Source organism: Providencia sp. PROV114, assembly GCF_032704305.1.
In the GTDB taxonomy this organism is placed as follows: Bacteria; Pseudomonadota; Gammaproteobacteria; order Enterobacterales; family Enterobacteriaceae; genus Providencia; species Providencia rettgeri.
Genome location: NZ_CP120528.1, coordinates 1,979,234 through 1,999,305 on the forward strand (window position 1 = coordinate 1,979,234; position 20,072 = coordinate 1,999,305).

The window sequence follows — 20,072 nt, forward strand, 5'->3', positions numbered from 1 at the left end:
TGTAAATCCAGTTCTGTATCGCAGATATAAAAATGATGATTAGCTCGCTAATGATTATCAGATTAGCATTATTATTATAATTTTGAGCTCAATTATTTTAATTAAGATGTACAGAATATAACAGTATTAATTACATAGTTAAGGATAATAACTCGCTGGTCATATTAGAACTGTTTAATTTTGCCTATTTTTAAGGGGGATAACCGACAGTAGAAAGGGATATTAGCTCATCAAATTGGTTATTGAATAGGTTAATTCTCCTAAAAACCAATAATTGACAAAATACTCCATTTTTAAATTAGATAATGTGATTACTTGATGAAAATAAATGAGCTGAATTGAGTTAAAAAAAGATAAGAAAAACTAATGTATCACTCATTATAGCTGTGGCTAACTTTCTGTAATAAAGAGATATTTCGTATTATTTAGGTGATAACGACTAGTAATGTTGATAGAGCAGACATTTATGAAAAATAGCGTGTAAACAAATCCAAAAAGTATGACGCACGTCAAATAATGACTTGTCTCAATGGGATGAAATGGAGGACATAGGCGGCGGTTATAAGTTGCTGCATGTCAACACGGCTAGGAGCTAATTTTTGAAAGTTTATGGCAGATACATTGCTGTAAGCAACATTAGCTTCTAACTAAAAAAGGAACATCACCATGATGAAACGCCAAGAACCACTGACTGAATACCAAGCTAAATGCTTGGCTATCGCCACAGATAAAATATTATCACCAAAACAAAAAGCCAATTTTTTAGCGGTAGAAGCGGATAGCCACATTCCCTATCTTGCGATGAGCGAACCCCTCGCAGAGGCGTTAAGTGAACGTGTTATTTGTGATATGTATGAAGGAAATGCACCATATAAGCCGCGCTATGTGTTGCCTGACTATGTAAAATACCTCAATCAAGGTTCAACATACTTAGAATTAGCCCCTGCAGAGGACTTTGATGATGCGCTTAATCATCTGATGATTTTGTATCATCACGTTCCGTCGGTAACCAATTTCCCTGTATTTTTAGGGTACTTAGATAAAGTACTCATGCCATATGTAGGTGAGTTGACAGAAGAACAATTGTATCCAAAATTAAAAAGATTTTGGATACAATTAGACCGAACTCTACCTGATGCCTTTATGCATGCCAATATTGGGCCGGATGACAACGTGATTTGCCGTTTGATTTTACGTATCGATGCGGAATTGAAACAAGTAGCACCTAACCTGACATTTGTTTACCACCCACAGCGCACACCTGAATCACTTTTCTTACAAGCGATTGAAAATATTTGTGAATGTAGCAAACCGCATATTGCGAATGATATTATTCATCGTGCTGCATTTGATGAACAAGGTTACGGCATTGTCAGCTGTTATAATGCATTGCCTGTTGCAGGTGGAGGAAGCACTTTAGTCCGTATTAATTTGCGCGAGGTTGCATTACGCAGTCAAAATTCAGTTGATTTTTTAAATGTGCAATTGAAAAAGTATTGTGAGTTACAAATGGAACTCATAGAAACACGTAGCGCATTTTTATTTGAGGAATCAAACTTCTTCCAAACCAGTTTTCTTGTCCAAGAAGGGTTAATAGAACCAGAACGCTTTGCCCCGATGTTTGGTATTTATGGTTTAGCCGAAGCCGTGAATATCCTCATGGAAAAAGACGGAGCGAAAGGCGCATATCAAGCAAATTCACCCGCCTTACCACTGTCTTATCAAATCAGTGAACAGTTGGCAGACTTTGTCGAAACCACACCTGTTAAATATGGTTATAAAAACCGAGCCATGCTCCATGCTCAATCTGGGATCAGTTCGGATATAGGGACTACACCGGGGGCTCGCATTCCATACGGTGAAGAGCCGGATCCTGTTTCGCATATCCAAGCCGTAGCTCCTCATCACAAACACTATTTATCTGGGATCAGTGACATTTTAACCATCGATAAAACGATTAAACAAAACCCGCAAGCACTAATGCAATTATGCAAAGGGGCATTTAGCTGTGGAATGCGTGAGTTTACTGCAAACGTGGCGAGTAATGATTTAGTCCGTGTTACTGGCTACATGGTACGTCTGTCGGATATCGAAAAATACAAAGAACAAGGTTCTAGAAGTAACACTACCTGGTTAGGGGAGGAAGCGACTAAGAACTGTAAAATTACAGCCCGTCAGCAACGAGTAATTAGTCATGAGCAATCGATGCGCTACGCTGAATAAGGTTATTCCTTTTTCCTGTGTAGATGGGCCGGGTAATCGGCATGTTATCTTTTTGCAAGGTTGCAATTTACGGTGTTTGAATTGCCATAATCCATATACCATGGCGCTTTGTGACCATTGTGGGGACTGTGTTTTTACCTGTCCTCACAATGGGTTATTGTTTGTAGATGGTCAGGTTATCTGGGATAGCGATGCCTGCCAGCTTTGTGATACCTGTTTACAAACTTGCACTAAAAATTCAAGCCCGATGACGGTGCCATTAAGTGTTAATGACGCAATCAATGATTTGAAAAAAAATGTTGTTTTCCTGAATGGCGTAACCATTAGTGGTGGGGAAGCAACAACACAATTACCTTTTATTATTGAATTATTTAAAGCAATTAAGGCCACACCAGAGCTCAAGCATTTAACCTGCTTTATTGACAGTAATGGGCATCTGGCTTCTGCGGGTTGGAATAAAGTGATTGAGTATACGGATGGCGTGATGATTGACCTGAAATCATGGAGTGATGAGTGTGCTTTAAGGCTAACAGGAAAAGATAACCAGCGTGTTTTTCAATCAATTCAATATTTGGGGCAAGCGGGGAAATTGTATGAATTGCGTTTATTGTATATTCCTCAGCAAACAGATTACTTAGAGCATATTGATAAACTTGCTGATTTCCTAAATCAATTGCCTACAAACACACGGATAAAGATTAACGCCTTTCAACAACATGGCGTAAAAAATGAAGCAGCTAGCTGGCCTGCGGCAACCCAAACAGAAGTGGAGGCATTCGCTCAACTATTACGACAACGAGGCGTTGGTCATATTCATTTGCCTAATGTGTACTTATAAATCATGTCAATTTTTCCTGTGTGAGATATCCTCTCTTTTTATCTAACTCATTAAAATTCATTCACTAACCGCTGGTATTTGTTAAATGTTATGAGACAATTAAGGCGGTTTTATTGTTTGGTTTAAAATGATGTCAGTAAACCTTGCTTATCAATCTATTCAATTGCTTTAGCCGACGAAAAGGGGAATCACACATGAGGATCAATGCGTTAACCATAGCCGGAACAGACCCATCGGGTGGGGCGGGTATTCAGGCAGATTTAAAAACGTTCTCTGCATTAGAGGCTTATGGTACGAGTGTGATGACAGCATTGGTGGCTCAAAATACCCGAGGTGTGCAATCTGTTCAAGACTTACCCCCTGAATTTGTAGCGGCACAATTAGACTCGGTTCTCAGTGATGTGCGAATTGATAGCGCTAAAATCGGTATGCTGTTTAACCAAAGTAATGTCGCAGTTGTGGCGAATGCACTGAAACAATATCCTATTCCGTATGTGGTATTGGACACTGTAATGGTGGCTAAAAGTGGCGACCCGTTGCTATTACCAGATGCGGTTGATGCGCTACGTCAACAGTTATTACCCCTCGTTTCTATTATTACACCAAATCTACCCGAAGCCGCGGTATTGTTAGACGAAAAAGTCGCACAAACAGAAAGCCAAATGCTGACTCAAGGGTATAAATTGCTTGAGAAAGGTTGCCAAGCGGTATTGATGAAAGGTGGTCATCTAAGTGATGCTGAAAGCCCAGATTGGTTAATCACACCAGAAGGTGAATGGCGTTTTACGTCAGTTCGTATAAATACTAAAAATACCCATGGTACAGGGTGTACTTTGTCAGCAGCTTTGGCTGCATTGCGCCCTCGTTGCGCTTCTTGGCAAGAAGCGGTTACGCAGGCTAAAGCGTATTTACAAGCCGCGTTAGAACAAGCGGATAGCTTAGAAGTCGGCAAGGGAATCGGTCCTGTGCATCACTTCCATGCATGGTGGTAACCTTAAAAGATTGAAAGCCCAAATACTTGGGCTTTCATATTATGCTTTAAGTTAATAAGTTACATTGAGGAGGTAACCGGCACTGAATGGCGTTTGGCTGCACTGAGAACGTAAAGGTATCTCCCGATAATGGCTCACCATCAAGGTTTAAGATCATATCGTGAGGAGATGAAATTTTTACCCACGATAATTGCTTTTCAACTAAGTGTTCGTTTTTATCAGCTGAAAATAAATTCGATAAAAATGCGGGTATCACATCCCTTGCAGGAATAATCAGTAAATTTAATGCACCGTCATTAATGAGTGCTTGTGGTGTCAATTGCTGACCTCCACCTGCTTGTCGGCCGTTTCCGACAGCAATGACTAACGTTTCTCCCTCCCAACTAAAATTTTCCCCTTCAATATGGCAAATGTCCGTTTTTAGTGTGTCAGGACGCAGTAAGCCATTTATCACGTAAGCCGCTCCCCCTAATGCTGACTTTAGTGCTTCAGGTGTTTCGGTGGTAATACGTGTCCCAAAGCCGCCAGTGGCCATATTGAGGAAATAATATTGCTCATTGACTTGCGCAATATCAATAGGCACAGCTTTGCCTTTTAATGAGAGTGCTAGGGCAGATTCAATATCCATTGGGATATTCGCGCTAGTGGCAAAATCATTTGCTGTACCCATCGGAAGGACCCCTAAAGCAGGACGAGACTCGCTAGGGAACTTCATCAGGGTGCTGGCAACCGCATTCACTGTGCCATCACCTCCGGCGGCAATAATGGTATCAACACCGTGTTTTATCGCCTGAGAAATAAAATAATGCGTATCATCCAGCTCCCAAGGAATACGGACTTGAATTTTATGGCCTTCTTTACGCAGGTGAGTAATGGCTTTTCGCAGCTCAATGTGATTTGCTTGTTTACCATTAAGAATAACCATGGCTGACTGATATTGATTCATAAATACCCATCCATTTGGCTTAACGTATGTCAAATATTCGTTAAAATGAGTATAAATGGATTAATAAAATATTGATGAGCTTTTTTTAGTTTTTTTACAGAAATAGAGTTAACAAGAGAAATGAAATAAAGTAGCAGATAAAAGAAATGGCTAGCTCAAGGGAGATTGAGCCAGCCAAGGAGGTGGTTCCTAGTCTTATTTTATGACTTTCTAGTTCTTCGTTTTCGAGAGTGACTATACGATATTGAATAACCAATTGATGTGATCTGTTGCATAAAATTGGATATTCAGCGCATTTTTTAATGGAAATGTCAATAACGCGAATGATTATCATATAAGAAAAAAGCATATAAAGTGAAATAATATCGTTTTATATATTAAAAAAAGCCAAAATATCAAAGTATTAAACGATGAGGTTTTGGCTTATAGTGAACAAGCTATTTAAAAATAACTAAGTGGTGATTAGCCTGCAATTTGATTTTCTGGCTGAGTTTGATGAGGTGCTCGGGTGGTTGTTCCTGCTAGGTTACGGATCAACAAACCAAAATTGACATCAACATCTTCAGGGATTGGCAGATAAACCACATGGCCGTTGCCTGGTGCAACATCAATCGTTTCACCTTTGCGGTTTGTTAAGGCGTCTAAGGTAAAGACGATATTACCCGCAGGTGTCATCATCTCTAAGCTATCTCCAACGTTAAATTTATTTTTTACATCAACCTCTGCCATACCATTGACACGTTTGCCGGTAAATTCACCCACAAATTGCTGAGTTTCAGAAACAGAGTAGCCATATTCATAGGTTTGATAGGCATCGTGGGTGTGGCGACGTAAGAAGCCTTCAGTATAACCACGGTGCGCTAATCCTTCTAAAGTGGAGAGTAACGTTGGGTCAAAGGGTTTTCCAGCGACAGCATCGTCAATTGCACGTCTATAGACTTGCGCAGTACGAGCACAGTAATAAAACGATTTTGTACGGCCTTCAATTTTTAATGAGTGAACACCCATTTTTGTTAAATTTTCTACGTGCTCGATTGCGCGTAAATCCTTTGAGTTCATGATATAAGTGCCATGTTCATCTTCAAAGGCGGTCATATACTCGCCAGGTCGTTTGGCTTCTTCTATCATAAAGACTTTATCTGTTGGCGCACCCGCACCTAAGGTTGGCGTCACATTTTGTACTGGGATGGGCTCATGAATATGGACAATGTTACCCACATCGTCTTCTTTACCTTCTTGTACGTTATATTCCCAGCGGCAAGCATTGGTGCAAGTCCCTTGATTAGGGTCGCGCTTATTAATATAACCGGAAAGTAAACAACGGCCGGAATAGGCCATACAAAGGGCACCATGGACAAAAACTTCAAGCTCAATTTCCGGTACCTGTTGGCGAATTTCAGCAATTTCGTCGAGGGATAATTCGCGCGATAAGATCACGCGTGTTAAGCCCATTTGTTTCCAGAACTTCACCGATGCCCAGTTAACCGCATTGGCCTGCACAGATAAATGAATATCCATCTCAGGAAACGCTTCACGAACCATCATAATAAGGCCAGGATCAGACATAATCAGTGCATCTGGTCCCATTTCAATGACGGGGGTTAAATCACGAATAAAGGTTTTTAATTTCGCATTGTGAGGGGCAATATTCACGACCACATAAAACTTTTTACCCAGCTCATGGGCTTCTTGAATGCCTTTGGCTAAGTTTTCGTGATTAAATTCGTTATTTCGTACGCGTAAGCTGTAACGAGGCTGGCCTGCATAAACGGCGTCTGCCCCATACGCAAAAGCGTAGCGCATATTTTTTAACGAACCGGCGGGGGATAAAAGCTCTGGTGTAAACATGGTTATTCTCTATCTGATGTCAAGTCAGCACTCACTCATACGAGAGAGTGTTTTTAAGGGATGGGGATTTTACTCCTATTTGCTAAAAAAACCAAATATCCCACAAGAATAGTATGTCTATTGGTTACTTAACATTCATCCCAACGGTAGCCAAGGCCATAGATTGACCGAATAAAAGTTTTTTCGTTATCGAGGGACTCTAATTTACGGCGTAAATTTTTGACGTGGCTATCAATTGTACGGTCTGTTACCACGCGGTGGTCGTCATACAAGATATCCAGTAACTGGTCGCGAGAAAATACCATGCCTGCATTATCAGACATAAATTTAAGCAACCGAAACTCAGCAGGTGTGAGTTCAAGTAACTGTGAGCCATAGCGTACTTGGAAGGCATTTTCATCGATAATAAGTTTGGTTTGGTTATTGTTGGTCGTTATGTTTGGTTGGCAACGACGTAAAATCGTTTTGACACGAGCCACAACTTCTCGTGGGCTAAATGGTTTACAAATATAGTCGTCAGCGCCGATTTCTAACCCTAATAAGCGATCAATCTCTTCAGTTTTTGCCGTCACCATAATAATGGGAACATCACTGAATTTTCGCAGTTCACGACACACTGAAATACCGTCCAGACCCGGTAACATTAAATCTAATAAAATGAGCGCAGGTTGGTGTTGTTTCACATACTCAATGACTTCGTCGCCACGTGCAATTAACGCAGGTTGGTAGTTTGCAGCTTGTAAGTAATCAAACAGCAGTTGGCCTAGTTTGGGTTCATCCTCCACAACCAAAATAGGGGTATTGCTCTGTTCAGCCATGATCATAACCCTTTATCTTTTAATTGAATCGGCAAATTGATGGTAATTTTGACACCTCCTAATGATGACGGTGCTGCAGAAATTGTACCATGATGAGCCTCAACAATATTATAGCAAATGGCCAGTCCTAAACCGGAACCACCACTGGCGCGATTACGTGAGCCTTCAGCGCGATAAAAACGCTCAAATAAATGTTGGCATTGCTCAGCTGTAAGCCCCGGGGCGCTATCTTGCCAAATTATACAGAGCTGGTCTTGGTCTTGTGTGATTTGGATGGCAATTTTACCTTGTGGATCCGTATAGCGTAAGCTGTTTTCCATTAAATTATAGAACAACTGGGTGATGCGATCTGGGTCTGCAAACACGTAGCCTTCTGCAATAAATTTCCGTTCAACTGAAAGTTGTTGGTCTTCTAACCGCCAGCGGGCTTGGCCTATTGCCATTTCAATTAAAGGGATAATATCGGTAAGTTGCATACGGTAGACCAATGAACCTCTATCCGATAATGAGAGCTGGTGGAGGTCATTAACTAGCTTAATTAAAGTTTGGGTTTCATTGAGTAGAGAATTGATTGTTTCGGGAGTGGCTTGCCGGACGCCATCTTGCACTGCTTCTAATTCGCCTCGCAGAACTGATAATGGTGTGCGGAGTTCATGGGAAATATCCGCCATATAGTCACGACGCATTTGTTCGTTTTTTTCGAGAGTCGAGGCCAGATGGTTAAAATCTTTAGCCAGTTGCCCTAGTTCATCGCGGCCAGATTCAGGAACTCGTGTGGCAAAGTCACCATTGGCGAGCCGGTTAGTGCCCTCGAGTAACCGCTTAATCGGTTTTAAAAAGCTACGAGCAAGGAACAATGTGGCAATCAGAGCCACAAACAAAGATAGCCCAGCGATGATCCAACTGGTATACATTTGCTTGGTATCAAAACGGCGGTCAAGGGCGCTGCTAATTCCTGTTTCATAACTGGCAACGAGCCAGCCGACGGTATCGCCATTGCTAGTAACAATAGGTTCACGAAGAACTTTACTCGGCAAGGGCGTGTCTTGCCCGAAAATGAGTCGGTCTTGTGTATCATAAACCCAAAAAAAGGTTCGCCAGCGTTGGCGCATCGGGCCACGATGTTGTTGATGTTCTACAGAACGCAAAATGCGAAAGAAAATGCGATCATTACCAATCAAAAACCGCCAATTGCCCATTTCTTCATATTGTTCGGCAAGGGCAGAAGAAACCAGCTCAACGCGTTGTTGATCATTTTCTTTAATATAATCAATAAAGCCGTGCTGGAAACTCATGCGTACGCCTTGGTGCATAATCAGCACTAACAACAAGCATGTCGCAAAAATAGCCAGAAAAAGCCGAGTACTCACGCTATTCAACCTAAGCTTCATGGGTATCCTCCGCAATTTGCTGCGTTACTGATTTCTTGCGCTGCCAACGTTGTCTCAAGCTATCAAAACTTAAATACACAACAGGGGTGGTAAATAACGTTAGCAATTGGCTCATTATTAAGCCACCGACAATGGTGATCCCGAGAGGTTGACGGAGTTCTGCGCCATCACCACTACCCAACATTAACGGTAATGCACCAAAAATAGCTGCGAGTGTTGTCATCAAAATAGGGCGAAAACGTAATAAACTGGCACGAAAGATGGCTTCTCGGGCGGTTAAACCCGCCGTTCTCTGGGCTTGAATGGCAAAATCCACCATAATAATCGCGTTCTTCTTGACGATCCCAATTAATAGCATGATGCCAATTAAGGCGATTAAACTAAATGGCGTATCAAATAATTCAAGAGCTAATAATGCCCCGACACCTGCAGAGGGTAGGGTTGATAAAATAGTCAGTGGGTGAATATAACTTTCATATAATATACCCAGAACCAAATAAACGGTCACAATGGCGGCTAAAATTAAAAACAATTGTGACTGTAAGGTTTCTTGGAATATTTGTGCCGTTCCTGCAAAAGTGCCTCTTACCGTCGATGGTACGCCAAGTGCAGTCATGGTTTTTTCAATTTCGACAATGGCATCATTTAAGGTATAGCCGTCCGCAACATTAAACGCGATAGTGGATGAAGCAGATAGCCCTTGGTGATTCACACTTAGCGGTGCATTTGCGGGTTGCCAACGTGCAAAATAAGACAGTGGGATAGCGTTTCCATCTTTGTTGATGACAAACATTTTGTCGAGAGCACTGACATCTTGCGTATATTCAGGAGCAACTTCCATCACGACTTTATATTGGTTCATCGCCTCATAAATAGTGGAAACTTGGCGTTGGCCAAATGCGTTGTTAAGCAGACTGTTAGCTTCACGGACATCGATACCTAGCTGGGCCATTAAGTCCCTATCGTAGGTGATCGCCATTTCCGCGCCTTTGTCTTCCTTATCCGAGTTCACATCTGTTAGCTGTGGCAATTCACCGAGTGCTTTACGAATAGCGGGTTCCCAGTCACGCAATGCTGAAAGTTCATCTGCAAGCAGGGTAAACTGGTAACTGGCATTGGCCTGTCGACCTCCCACACGAATATCTTGTACTGGCATCATAAACAGGTTAGCCCCAGGCTCATTGGCTAATTTCATGCGTAACCGATTAATGACTTCAGCTGAACTTTCAGTACGTTCACCCAGTGGTTTTAATGAGATATACATAAAACCGCTGTTTACTCGGCTACCGCCAGTAAAACCGGTGACATTATCCGTCGCTGGGTCGGCTTTAACTTGCTGCATAAAACGGGTCATTTTTTCTTTCATTGACTGAAATGAAATGCTTTGGTCTGCGCGCACAAAGCCCAGCACTCGGCCAGTATCTTGTTCAGGAAAGAAAGTCTTCGGAACGGTGATATACAGGTAAACATTTAAGCCGATTGTGGCAAATAGCACCGCGAGAACACTCCGGCGATGTCCGAGCACCCAATTTAAAGCGACACCATAGCTTTCTTGCAAACGCAGTAACACACGTCCAAACCCACGATGTTTGGCTTTGACGTTGCGAGGACGTTTCTTCAGTAAATAAGCACACATCATGGGGGTGAGCGTTAGCGAAATCACCAATGAAATACCGATAGCGGTTGCAAGGGTAATAGCAAATTCGCGAAATAAGCGCCCGACTAGCCCATCCATTAGCAATAGGGGAATAAAAACAGCCACCAAAGAAATGCTCATGGAAACGACAGTAAAGCCGACTTCATGCACGCCTTTAACCGCGGCAATAAACGGTTTTGTGCCATTTTCGATATGACGTGAGATATTTTCTAATACCACAATCGCATCATCGACCACAAAGCCAGTCGCAACCGTTAGTGCCATCAATGACAAGTTATTTAAACTAAAGCCACATAAATACATGGCCGTAAAAGTTCCAATCAATGAGACGGGGACGGCAACAGCAGGGATCAAAGTAGCGCGACCTGAACGTAAGAATAGCAACACAACGAGGATCACCAAGGCAACGGCAATCAGTAGGGCGCGCTCGACTTCCGCTAAAGACGCGCGGATGGTCGGTGTCCTATCTTGTGCTACTTTTAACTCAATGGCGGCGGGGATCATATCATTGAATTCGGGTAATTCATCACGAATACGGTTAACCGTTTCAATGATATTGGCACCCGCTTCACGACGAATGACAATCAAAATAGCCGGTTTACCGTCTGCCATACCTGCCGCACGCACGTTTTCAATGGAATCTTTAACATTGGCGACATCGCTGAGTTTAACGGCATTACCTTGGCTATAATGAACAATAATGGGTCGATAATCTGCGGCTTTTTTTAGTTCATCATTGGTCTGTACCTGATAACGTTTTTCGTCATCATTGATATAGCCTTGCGGTTGGCGAACGTTAGCATTGCTGATGGCTGAGCGCACGGCATCAAGGGAAACCCCTTGGTTAAATAGGGCGGTTGGGTTGAGTTCAACGCGTACGGCAGGGAGCGAGCCTCCCCCCACAGAAACTTCACTAACCCCTTCAATTTGGGCAATTCGTTGGGCTAAACGCGTCGAAGCAATATCATAAATTTCGCCAGTATTTAGAGTGTCTGAGGTCATGGTCAAAATCATAATTGGCGCATCAGACGGGTTTGACTTGTAATAACGTGGACGGCTTGGCATACCGCTGGGTAGCAGGTTCTGTGCGGCATTAATTGCGGCTTGAACTTCGCGTGCAGCGTTATTAATGTCTTTGTCGAGATTGAACTCTAGTGTAATGGTGGTTCGCCCAAGCGCACTGCTTGAGGTCATTTCACTGATCCCAGCAATACTGCCTAAAGAGCGTTCAAGTGGCGTCGCAACGGAGGACGCCATAGTTTCGGGTGATGCCCCTGGAAGTGACGCTGTCACGTTAATCACAGGGTAATCCACTTGTGGCAACGGAGAAACGGGTAAAAACAGAAAGCTCAGGGCACCACACAAAGTAATCGCAACGCTGATAAGCGTCGTTGCTACCGGTCGGCTAATAAACAGAGCAAAAAAGCGCTTCATTATGACACCTGTGCCTTCTTCGCTTGGCGACGGTCTTTAAAGTAATGAGAAAGACGGTCGAACAATAAGTAAATAACCGGTGTGGTAAATAAAGTGAGGATTTGGCTCATAATTAAGCCACCAACCATACAAATCCCTAATGGTTGACGTAATTCTGCACCTACACCAGTACTCAGCATCAATGGTAAGGCACCCAGCAAGGCCGCCATGGTGGTCATTAGAATTGGGCGAAAACGCAGCAAGCAAGCTTGATAGATGGCATCATAAGGGGACATTCCCTGTTCACGCTCCGCGGCAAGGGCAAAGTCAATCATCATAATGGCATTCTTTTTCACAATGCCAATTAGTAAGATGATGCCGATGACCGCGATGACATCAAGGTCTTTCCCTGCCATCATTAAAGCAAGTAATGCACCAACCCCGGCTGTCGGTAGGGTAGATAAAATCGTAATCGGGTGGATAAAACTCTCATATAAAATGCCCAATACGATATACATCGCCACAATGGCAGCTGCAATTAACCAAATAGTACTGCTCAGTGCCGCTTCAAAGGCTAAAGTCGCTCCTTGGAATTGCGTTGTAATAGATTTTGGCATCGCAATTTGAGATTCGGCCAATTTCACTGCATTGACAGCTGACTCTAGAGAAGCGCCATCCGCTACATTAAACGAAAAAGTCACCGCGGGAAATTGGTCTAGGTGATTAATGGCTAATGGCCCATTACCTTCTTGAATGTTCACTAAAGTACTCAGTGGTACAATGGCACCATCAGTCCCTTTTAGACGGATATCATTCAGCGCATCCATACCATCACGGGTTTGTGTGTCATGTTCTAATATCACACGATATTGATTTGACTGCGTATAGATAGTCGAAATCATTCGCTGCCCAAACGCATTATATAAGGCGTTATCAATAGCCGACATCGTGATACCAAAACGGCTTGCCGTATCACGATTAACATTCACATAGGCAACTAACCCTTTATTTTGCCAATCACTACTGACATCGGTGAGTTCAGGTTGTTGTTCTAGGGCATCTAACAAGCGTGGAACCCAAGTGGTTAATTCTTCTAATGAACCAGCCTGTAAAGTAAATTGATACTGTGTGCGCGCTACTTGCGTATCGATGGTGAGATCTTGCATGGGTTGCAGATAGAGATTCACTCCAGCAATGTTATCAACGGATTGCTGGAGACGATCAATAATCGCCATCACTCTGTCTTCACGCTCATCAAGAGGCTTTAATGTAATTTGGAGACGCGCATTGTTTAATGTCGGGTTGCTGCCATCAACACCCACATAGGTGGTGACATTGTCGACTGCAGGATCTGCTAATAATTTTGACGCGACTTCTTGCTGCTTTTGCGCCATGGCTGCAAATGAAATAGATTGGCGGCTTTCAATTGAGCCCTGAATAATTCCACTGTCTTGCAAAGGGAAAAAACCTTTTGGGATCCACAGATACAGTAAAACAGTCAGCACCATGGTACCTAGCGCCACAGAAAGGGTTAACCATTGGTGATTAAGAATACGTTTTAACCAAATTGCGTATCCAGCAACCATACGGTCAAAGAAGCGCTCACACGCTAGTTCAAAACGGTTATGTTTATGCTGCGACTCCGGTTTTAATAAACGCGCACACATCATTGGCGTTAGCGTCAATGAGACGACAGCAGAGATCAAAATAGCCACGGCTAGGGTAATGGCAAACTCGCGGAATAACCGGCCGACAATATCCCCCATAAATAACAGTGGGATTAATACTGCAACCAAGGAAAAGGTGAGGGAAATAATGGTAAATCCGATTTCACCAGCCCCTTTGAGTGCGGCGACCAGCGGTTTATCGCCTTGCTCCAAGTAGCGAGAAATATTTTCAATCACCACTATCGCATCATCGACCACAAAACCGGTGGCGATGGTTAAAGCCATTAGGGTGAGGTTATTGACAGAAAAACCACAGAAATACATCACTGCAAAGGTGCCAACAAGTGACAACGGTACGGCAATACCCGGTATTAAGGTGGCAATTCCATTGCGTAAAAACAAGTAAATCACCATCACTACGAGGGCGATGGCTAGCATTAATTCAAATTGGACATCATTAACGGATGCACGAATGGTACTGGTTCTATCGGTTAAAATTTCGACATTAACCGATTTAGGTAAGCTTTCAATCAATTCGGGCAATAGCGTACGAATGGTATCTGTGGTTTCAATCACGTTAGCGCCGGGCTGTCGCTGAACATTGATCACAATCGCTTGCTCATTATTCGCCCATGCACCTAAATAGGCATTTTCAGCACCTTGTGCAATGGTTGCAATATCACCTAAACGTACCGGCGCACCATTTTGGAAGGCCACAATAAGTTGACGATAGTCGTCAAGTGACTTCATTTGGTCGTTAGCAGACAGCGTTACCGCGCGCGTAGGGCCATCGAAACTCCCTTTTGCGGAGTTGACGTTCGCATTATTAATGGCAAGGCGAATTGTTTCGCTATCTAGCCCTTTAGCAGCCATGGCTTGTGGGTTGATATTCACACGAACAGCAGGACGTTGGCCGCCGGCTAACGTCACTAAGCCCACTCCATTTACTTGGGATATCTTCTGGGCAATTCGCGTTTCAATAATATCCTGTACTTGCGTTAACGGCATTGCATCAGAGGTGACCGCTAAGGTGAGTACAGGTGGATCAGCAGGGTTTACCTTATTATAAATTGGAGGATAGGGTAAATCCGAAGGTAGTAAGCTACTGGCAGAATTAATCGCTGCTTGAACTTCTTGTTCAGCAACTTCTAGAGGCAAGGTTAATTGGAACATCAGCGTGATAACGGATGCCCCTCCTGAACTTTGCGATGACATCTGTTTAAGCCCTGACATTTGGCCGAACTGGGTTTCCAGTGGTGCTGTCACTGCCGAGGTCATCACATCAGGGCTGGCGCCTGGGTAAAGGGTAACAACTTGAATCGTTGGGTAATCGACTTCAGGCAGGGCAGAAACAGGTAAGAAGCGATAACCGATGATCCCTGCGAGTAATATAGCCACCATGAATAATGTGGTTGCTACAGGGCGCAAAATAAATAAACGAGAAGGCCCACCGCCTTTTAACATTTCAGGCCGCATTACGCTTTCTCCGCGCTATTAGGTTTACCTTTGCGGGGCTCTTTTTTAGCGATGCCTTCAGGGGTTACAACTTCGACCGTTGTGCCATCGGTGAGTTTATCAACACCATCCGTGATGACTTTGGTATTTGCCGCGAGCCCACTTTCAATAACCACTTGTTGGCTATCTTGCATACCCACGGTTACATTGTGTTTACTGACTTTATTATCATCACTCAGTATCCAAACATAATGGCCTTCATTGCCCATTTGCAGTGCAGCGGTTGGGATCACCACGGCATTTTGCAGCGTTTCAACTTGCATTTTTACGTTAACAAATTGATTAGGAAAAAGTTTTTCTTCTTCATTGGTAAAGCGCGCTTTTATTTTCAGCGTGCCGGTCGCAGCATCAATTTGGTTATCAGTACTGAGTAGCTCACCACTTGCGATTAGCGCGATATTGTTTCTGTCCCAAGCTTCAATCAATACTTTCTCACCAGAGGATTGTGCCTGCTGGATCGCGGGAATATCGCCCTCAGGTAACGCAAAAAGGACATCTGCAGGTTGAGTTTGCGTGATGACGACAAGAGGAGTTGAGGTTCCGGAAGAGATAAAGTTTCCAACATCCACTTGTTTTAAACCCACGCGTCCTGAGATAGGCGCAGTAATTTTACTGTAGGTTAATTGCAGTTTGGCATTATCAACAGCCGCTTGGTCGACTTTAATACTGCCTTGCGCCTGTAATACCGCCGCTTTTTGGTTATCTAACTCTTGTTGCGAAATCACTTTAGTGCCAGCAAGCTTTTGATAACGAGCTAAATCTAATTGTGCATTTGCTAATGTTGCTTTGTCTTTTGCCAATTGCCCCTCTGCTTGTGATAGCTGAACTTCAAATGGGCGAGGGTCAATCTGTGCCAATAAATCTCCCTTATTGACGTATTGCCCTTCGGTAAAATACAGCTGCATTAACTGGCCTTCAACACGGCTGGTTACAGTGACAACATTCGCGGCTTGGACTGTGCCTAAACCCGATAAAAAGCGCGGAACGACTTTTTGTTCTGCGACGGCAAATTGTACAGGGGCTAAAACACGTGGTGGGCGGCCCATTGCACTTCGCTGTGAGTTTGGTTTTGCTACGGCGTCAGTAGATTGTGTATCTGATTGTTTTTCTTGATGATAAAAATACCAAGAAGCGCCAGCTGCCGCAATAATGGCAATAAAAATGGCAGAGCGAATAAAAGGTTTACGTTGTTTTTGTTTATTCATTTTGGGTAATTCGCTTAACTCAAAAAAGTGGATGAGATCCGTCAGGCTGTATACTAAAAAACTAACAAAAAAGAGTCAGTTAGACATATTAGTAGTTTAACGTGATAGGTACAAAGAAAAATGGAGGAAATATGAATAAGTGTCAATTTCTGTACTTGTATGCTGCGGTGTGTGTAAAGGAGGGCGTGGGGGAAATTAATTTTTCTCAATAAGAATTGCACCCTAATAAATAGGGTGCAAGAAATGTTATAAGCTAGAAGCGTTTAGAACCGCAGATTTTTCGTTTGAGGATTCAGAATTGACTGTCCAACCCTTCCAAGATAGAGGAATAAAGGCTACAGCAACCGCTAATAATGAGACGCCAGCAACATAATAGGCAGGTGCCATGTGAGACTGCTGCAACCAAGCACCAGTTAATATTGGTGTTAAACCACCAAAAATTGCATAAGCCACATTGTAAGCGAATGACAGGCCAGAATAGCGAATTTCAGGTGGAAATGCGCGTGTACTGATAATTGGTGTCGTTGCAATCGCGCCAACAAAGAAGCCCATCAAGCCATAGTTAAAAATCAACGTACTCGCCGCAATATCACTGGATAATGACGAATAGAAGTAAATTGCCGTTACGGCCAATCCACCCCAGGATAAAGTCATTGAGGTACGTGTTCCTGTTTTATCACCTAACCAACCCCAGAAGATACAGCCTAATGTTAAGGTTAATGTTGCGGCACAGTTGGCTTGCAATGCAATATTTCGGTCAATGTTATAGATCCCTTTTAACACCACATCTGGCGTCATCAAAATAGTGACAACGATAGCGGTTGATAATGACCACGTCAGTGCCGCCGTGATCATACAGGCTTGCTTATGAGATTTAATCACAGTTTTGACGGGTAATTCTTGTGACAAAGCCTTTTTAGCGGCCAGTTCTTTGAATATCGGAGTTTCTTGTAAAAAACGGCGTAAATACACAGAAATAAACCCAAAAATACCACCAAGAATAAATGGAATACGCCATGCGAAATCATGAATTTCAGTTGTGGTATAAGAGCGTTCAATAATAATAGCGACGATAGAGCCTAATAAAATACCGCCAGTGATCCCAGAAGTCAGTGTACCAACACCTAAGCCATAGCGTTGCTTTGGTGTATGCTCTGCAATAAATACCCATGCTCCTGGCATTTCACCACCAATCGCGGCACCTTGCATAATACGCATTAACAGCAGCAGTAATGGGGCTGCAGCACCAATGGTTTCAAAAGTCGGTAAAAAACCAATGACAAATGTTGGGAATGCCATTAAGAAAATACTTAAGGTAAACATTTTCTTGCGGCCAATTTTATCTCCAAAGTGAGCCATAATAATGCCACCAAGAGGACGAGCAAGATAACCTGCTGCAAATAGGCCCAGTGTTGCCATTAGTGCGAGAAATTCGTTATCCCCTGGAAAAAATAGTTGGGAAATAATTTTTGCGTAAAAAACAAAGATAACGAAGTCGTAAAACTCAAGGGTACCCCCTAAAGAGGATAAGCCTAATGTTTTATAGTCTTCTTTGCCCAAAGGCCTCGCAGAGGGCTGGCTGGCTGTTTGCGGTGTCATTATAGTTTCCTTCTAACTACCTGAAATACTAAATTGCATAAATTCAAAATAATAAGCATTGGCTCATAATAATGAGCTAATCATTTTTATTGGTGCAGATAAGAGGTATAAAACGTTGGATGGGTATAACTTAGTTTAATACACAGTATCTTTTTTGCATGTGTATATTTATAGCAGGAAATTCTATATTCTGTAAACCTCAACCCTAAAAACAAGAATAACATTCCAATTAGTTTTGTTTGTCTGGATTATTGATTTGGTGCGATGATAAATAACCTTATATGATGTTAATAATATGAATTTTGCAGAATATCGTATATTTAAATTAGTCAGTTACAGTGTTAATTATATTTAATTTAATAAATTCTTACTGAAATATAGTAAACAAATATTACCTAATTATTTTTTGTTATAATTAACTTTATTCATCTCGATGAACTAAATAACTATAAAAGCATTTAATTAATAGATAAATAACAAGCCTACTTGCGAAACTTTGGGTTTTTAACGGGATTTTGTTAGTACAGGGAGTGTTTTGTAAACTGCACGCGCCCGCCAAGAAACAGGACGCGTGCAAAGTAAATTTAAACGAGGAATAGTGTGGCTAAGCCAAGGAAAATAAAGAACCCGCCAGTGTCTGTGATAGCGGTGATCATCACGCTAGAGCCGATAGCAGGGTCTTTGCCCATTTTCAGCATAATGAGCGGAATAAGCACCCCCATAATCGCTGCCATCAGTAGGTTCAAAATCATCGCTAATGTCATGACAGCGCCCATAGCGATATCGCCATATAGGAAATAGGTAACGACACCCATAATTCCGCCCCAAACAACGCCATTAATAAAGGCGACGCCAAGCTCTCTTAACATTAAGAAAGAGAAACTATTATTTTGTATCTGGTGCAGGGCAATGGCGCGAACAATCATGGTGATGGTTTGGTTTCCCGTATTTCCCCCAATTCCTGCCACAATTGGCATTAATGTGGCTAACGCGACTAATTGGGAAATGGTATCTTCAAAGACGCCAATAACACGAGAAGCGACAAAAGCGGTACATAGGTTAATGGCTAACCATGTCCAACGGGTTTTAACGGCTTGGCCAACCGGGGCGAAAACGTCTTCTTCAGGGCTTAACCCCCCCATACGACGAATACTGTTATCGTTTTCTTCACTGATGTTATCAACGATATCTTCAACCGTCAGGCGGCCCATCAGTAGGCCGCTATTATCAACAACAGCAGCAGAAATTAAGTCATAACGTTCGAACGCACTAGCGGCGTCTTCGCCTTTTTCATCGGGCAAGAAGGTCACAGTGTCAGTTTTCATGACATCGGCCACTATTTTTTCAGGGGATTGCGTCAAAATAGTGGTTAGTGGTAATTCACCTTGCAGATAATTATTGTTATCGACAACAAAAATTTTATCGGTGGCTTCTGGGATCTTGCCTCGTTGGCGTAAATAACGTTGAACCGTTTTTAGTGTCACATTTGGGCGTACGGTGACGAATTCAAAATCCATCATTTGCCCGACGCTATCTTTCGCATATTGTAAAACTTCGCGAATGCGGCTACGTAGGCTAGGCTCTAAATAGGTGAGGAGCCGGCGCATGGTGTCACGAGGTAAATGCTCAGCAATATAAGCTTGTTCGTCAACATGCAAATTAGCAACGGCGCGAAGCAGTTCTCTGTCAGACATATCCTTAATTAGGCTATCCCAAACAGATACGGAGGCCTCAACTAAGACTTCACCACGTTCGTTATTATCAACAAGACGCCATAACGCGAGACGCTCATCATAAGGGAGCATTTCTAAGATATCGGCGATATCCGCAGTGTGTAAATCAAGTAGCAATTCTTTTACAAGACTAATTTTTTCACTAATTGCTTTGTCATCAATACTGACGTGTTGATCATTTTCAACAAGCGCATGGACGAACTCTTCGTCATCTAAAAATAGCGTCA

General features: G+C 42.7%; 11 protein-coding genes and 1 pseudogene. 3 read left to right on the forward strand and 9 right to left on the reverse strand.

Features of this window, described 5'->3' with window-relative positions; genetic code table 11:
- Positions 1–666 precede the first annotated feature (666 nt).
- The 3 genes from P3L37_RS08715 to thiD all read left to right on the forward strand — a co-directional run bounded on the left by P3L37_RS08715 (position 667) and on the right by thiD (position 4,053).
- Positions 667–2,223: a YjjI family glycine radical enzyme gene (locus P3L37_RS08715; protein ID WP_272667373.1), complete on the forward strand. Its 1,557-nt coding sequence runs from the start codon at positions 667–669 to the stop codon at positions 2,221–2,223.
- Entirely contained in the window at positions 2,195–3,061 is an 867-nt protein-coding gene (locus tag P3L37_RS08720) for a YjjW family glycine radical enzyme activase (protein WP_109912426.1), read from the forward strand. Before P3L37_RS08715 ends, P3L37_RS08720 begins: the two co-directional genes overlap by 29 nt.
- Positions 3,062–3,255: 194 nt before the next feature.
- A complete protein-coding gene (thiD, locus tag P3L37_RS08725; RefSeq protein ID WP_004911421.1) occupies positions 3,256–4,053 on the forward strand; it encodes a bifunctional hydroxymethylpyrimidine kinase/phosphomethylpyrimidine kinase in 798 nt (265 codons plus the stop codon).
- A gap of 46 nt (positions 4,054–4,099) precedes the next feature.
- Here the strand turns inward: thiD and yegS are convergent, their stop codons facing one another.
- The 9 genes and pseudogenes from yegS to mgtE form a co-directional block, all read right to left on the reverse strand.
- Positions 4,100–4,999, reverse strand: a complete 900-nt coding sequence (gene yegS / locus P3L37_RS08730) for a lipid kinase YegS (protein WP_004911418.1) — start codon at positions 4,997–4,999, stop codon at positions 4,100–4,102.
- Between the two features lie 462 nt (positions 5,000–5,461).
- A complete protein-coding gene (gene yegQ / locus P3L37_RS08735) occupies positions 5,462–6,847 on the reverse strand; it encodes a tRNA 5-hydroxyuridine modification protein YegQ (protein WP_272667374.1) in 1,386 nt (461 codons plus the stop codon).
- Between the two features lie 128 nt (positions 6,848–6,975).
- Entirely contained in the window at positions 6,976–7,671 is a 696-nt protein-coding gene (baeR, locus tag P3L37_RS08740) for a two-component system response regulator BaeR (RefSeq protein ID WP_109912428.1), read from the reverse strand.
- The gene (gene baeS, locus P3L37_RS08745; RefSeq protein WP_109912429.1) at positions 7,668–9,056 is read right to left on the reverse strand and encodes a two-component system sensor histidine kinase BaeS; all 1,389 of its coding nucleotides are present in this window, start codon (positions 9,054–9,056) and stop codon (positions 7,668–7,670) included. Before baeS ends, baeR begins: the two co-directional genes overlap by 4 nt.
- Entirely contained in the window at positions 9,046–12,147 is a 3,102-nt protein-coding gene (gene mdtC, locus P3L37_RS08750; RefSeq protein WP_272667375.1) for a multidrug efflux RND transporter permease subunit MdtC, read from the reverse strand. Before mdtC ends, baeS begins: the two co-directional genes overlap by 11 nt.
- Positions 12,147–15,269, reverse strand: a complete 3,123-nt coding sequence (locus P3L37_RS08755) for an MdtB/MuxB family multidrug efflux RND transporter permease subunit (RefSeq protein ID WP_004911400.1) — start codon at positions 15,267–15,269, stop codon at positions 12,147–12,149. Before P3L37_RS08755 ends, mdtC begins: the two co-directional genes overlap by 1 nt.
- Positions 15,269–16,513 carry an MdtA/MuxA family multidrug efflux RND transporter periplasmic adaptor subunit gene (locus tag P3L37_RS08760; protein ID WP_109912431.1) on the reverse strand — a complete coding sequence of 415 codons (1,245 nt, stop codon included), beginning with the start codon at positions 16,511–16,513 and terminating at the stop codon, positions 15,269–15,271. The genes P3L37_RS08755 and P3L37_RS08760 overlap by 1 nt, the downstream gene beginning before the upstream one ends.
- Positions 16,514–16,759: 246 nt before the next feature.
- Entirely contained in the window at positions 16,760–18,112 is a 1,353-nt protein-coding gene (locus P3L37_RS08765; RefSeq protein WP_004911396.1) for an MFS transporter, read from the reverse strand.
- 584 nt (positions 18,113–18,696) lie between these two features.
- A pseudogene (gene mgtE / locus P3L37_RS08770) lies at positions 18,697–19,983 on the reverse strand (magnesium transporter); the annotation flags it as partial.
- Positions 19,984–20,072 lie beyond the last annotated feature (89 nt).

Bases quoted from the DNA above. Each gene is read 5' to 3' on its own strand.
- yegS (WP_004911418.1), bottom strand. From the start codon at position 4,999: ATGAATCAATATCAGTCAGCCATGGTTATTCTTAATGGTAAACAAGCA.
- P3L37_RS08720 (WP_109912426.1), top strand. From the start codon at position 2,195: ATGAGCAATCGATGCGCTACGCTGAATAAGGTTATTCCTTTTTCCTGT.
- mdtC (WP_272667375.1), bottom strand. From the start codon at position 12,147: ATGAAGCGCTTTTTTGCTCTGTTTATTAGCCGACCGGTAGCAACGACG.
- P3L37_RS08755 (WP_004911400.1), bottom strand. From the start codon at position 15,269: ATGCGGCCTGAAATGTTAAAAGGCGGTGGGCCTTCTCGTTTATTTATT.
- yegQ (WP_272667374.1), bottom strand. From the start codon at position 6,847: ATGTTTACACCAGAGCTTTTATCCCCCGCCGGTTCGTTAAAAAATATG.
- baeR (WP_109912428.1), bottom strand. From the start codon at position 7,671: ATGATCATGGCTGAACAGAGCAATACCCCTATTTTGGTTGTGGAGGAT.
- baeS (WP_109912429.1), bottom strand. From the start codon at position 9,056: ATGAAGCTTAGGTTGAATAGCGTGAGTACTCGGCTTTTTCTGGCTATT.
- P3L37_RS08760 (WP_109912431.1), bottom strand. From the start codon at position 16,513: ATGAATAAACAAAAACAACGTAAACCTTTTATTCGCTCTGCCATTTTT.
- thiD (WP_004911421.1), top strand. From the start codon at position 3,256: ATGAGGATCAATGCGTTAACCATAGCCGGAACAGACCCATCGGGTGGG.
- P3L37_RS08765 (WP_004911396.1), bottom strand. From the start codon at position 18,112: ATGACACCGCAAACAGCCAGCCAGCCCTCTGCGAGGCCTTTGGGCAAA.
- P3L37_RS08715 (WP_272667373.1), top strand. From the start codon at position 667: ATGATGAAACGCCAAGAACCACTGACTGAATACCAAGCTAAATGCTTG.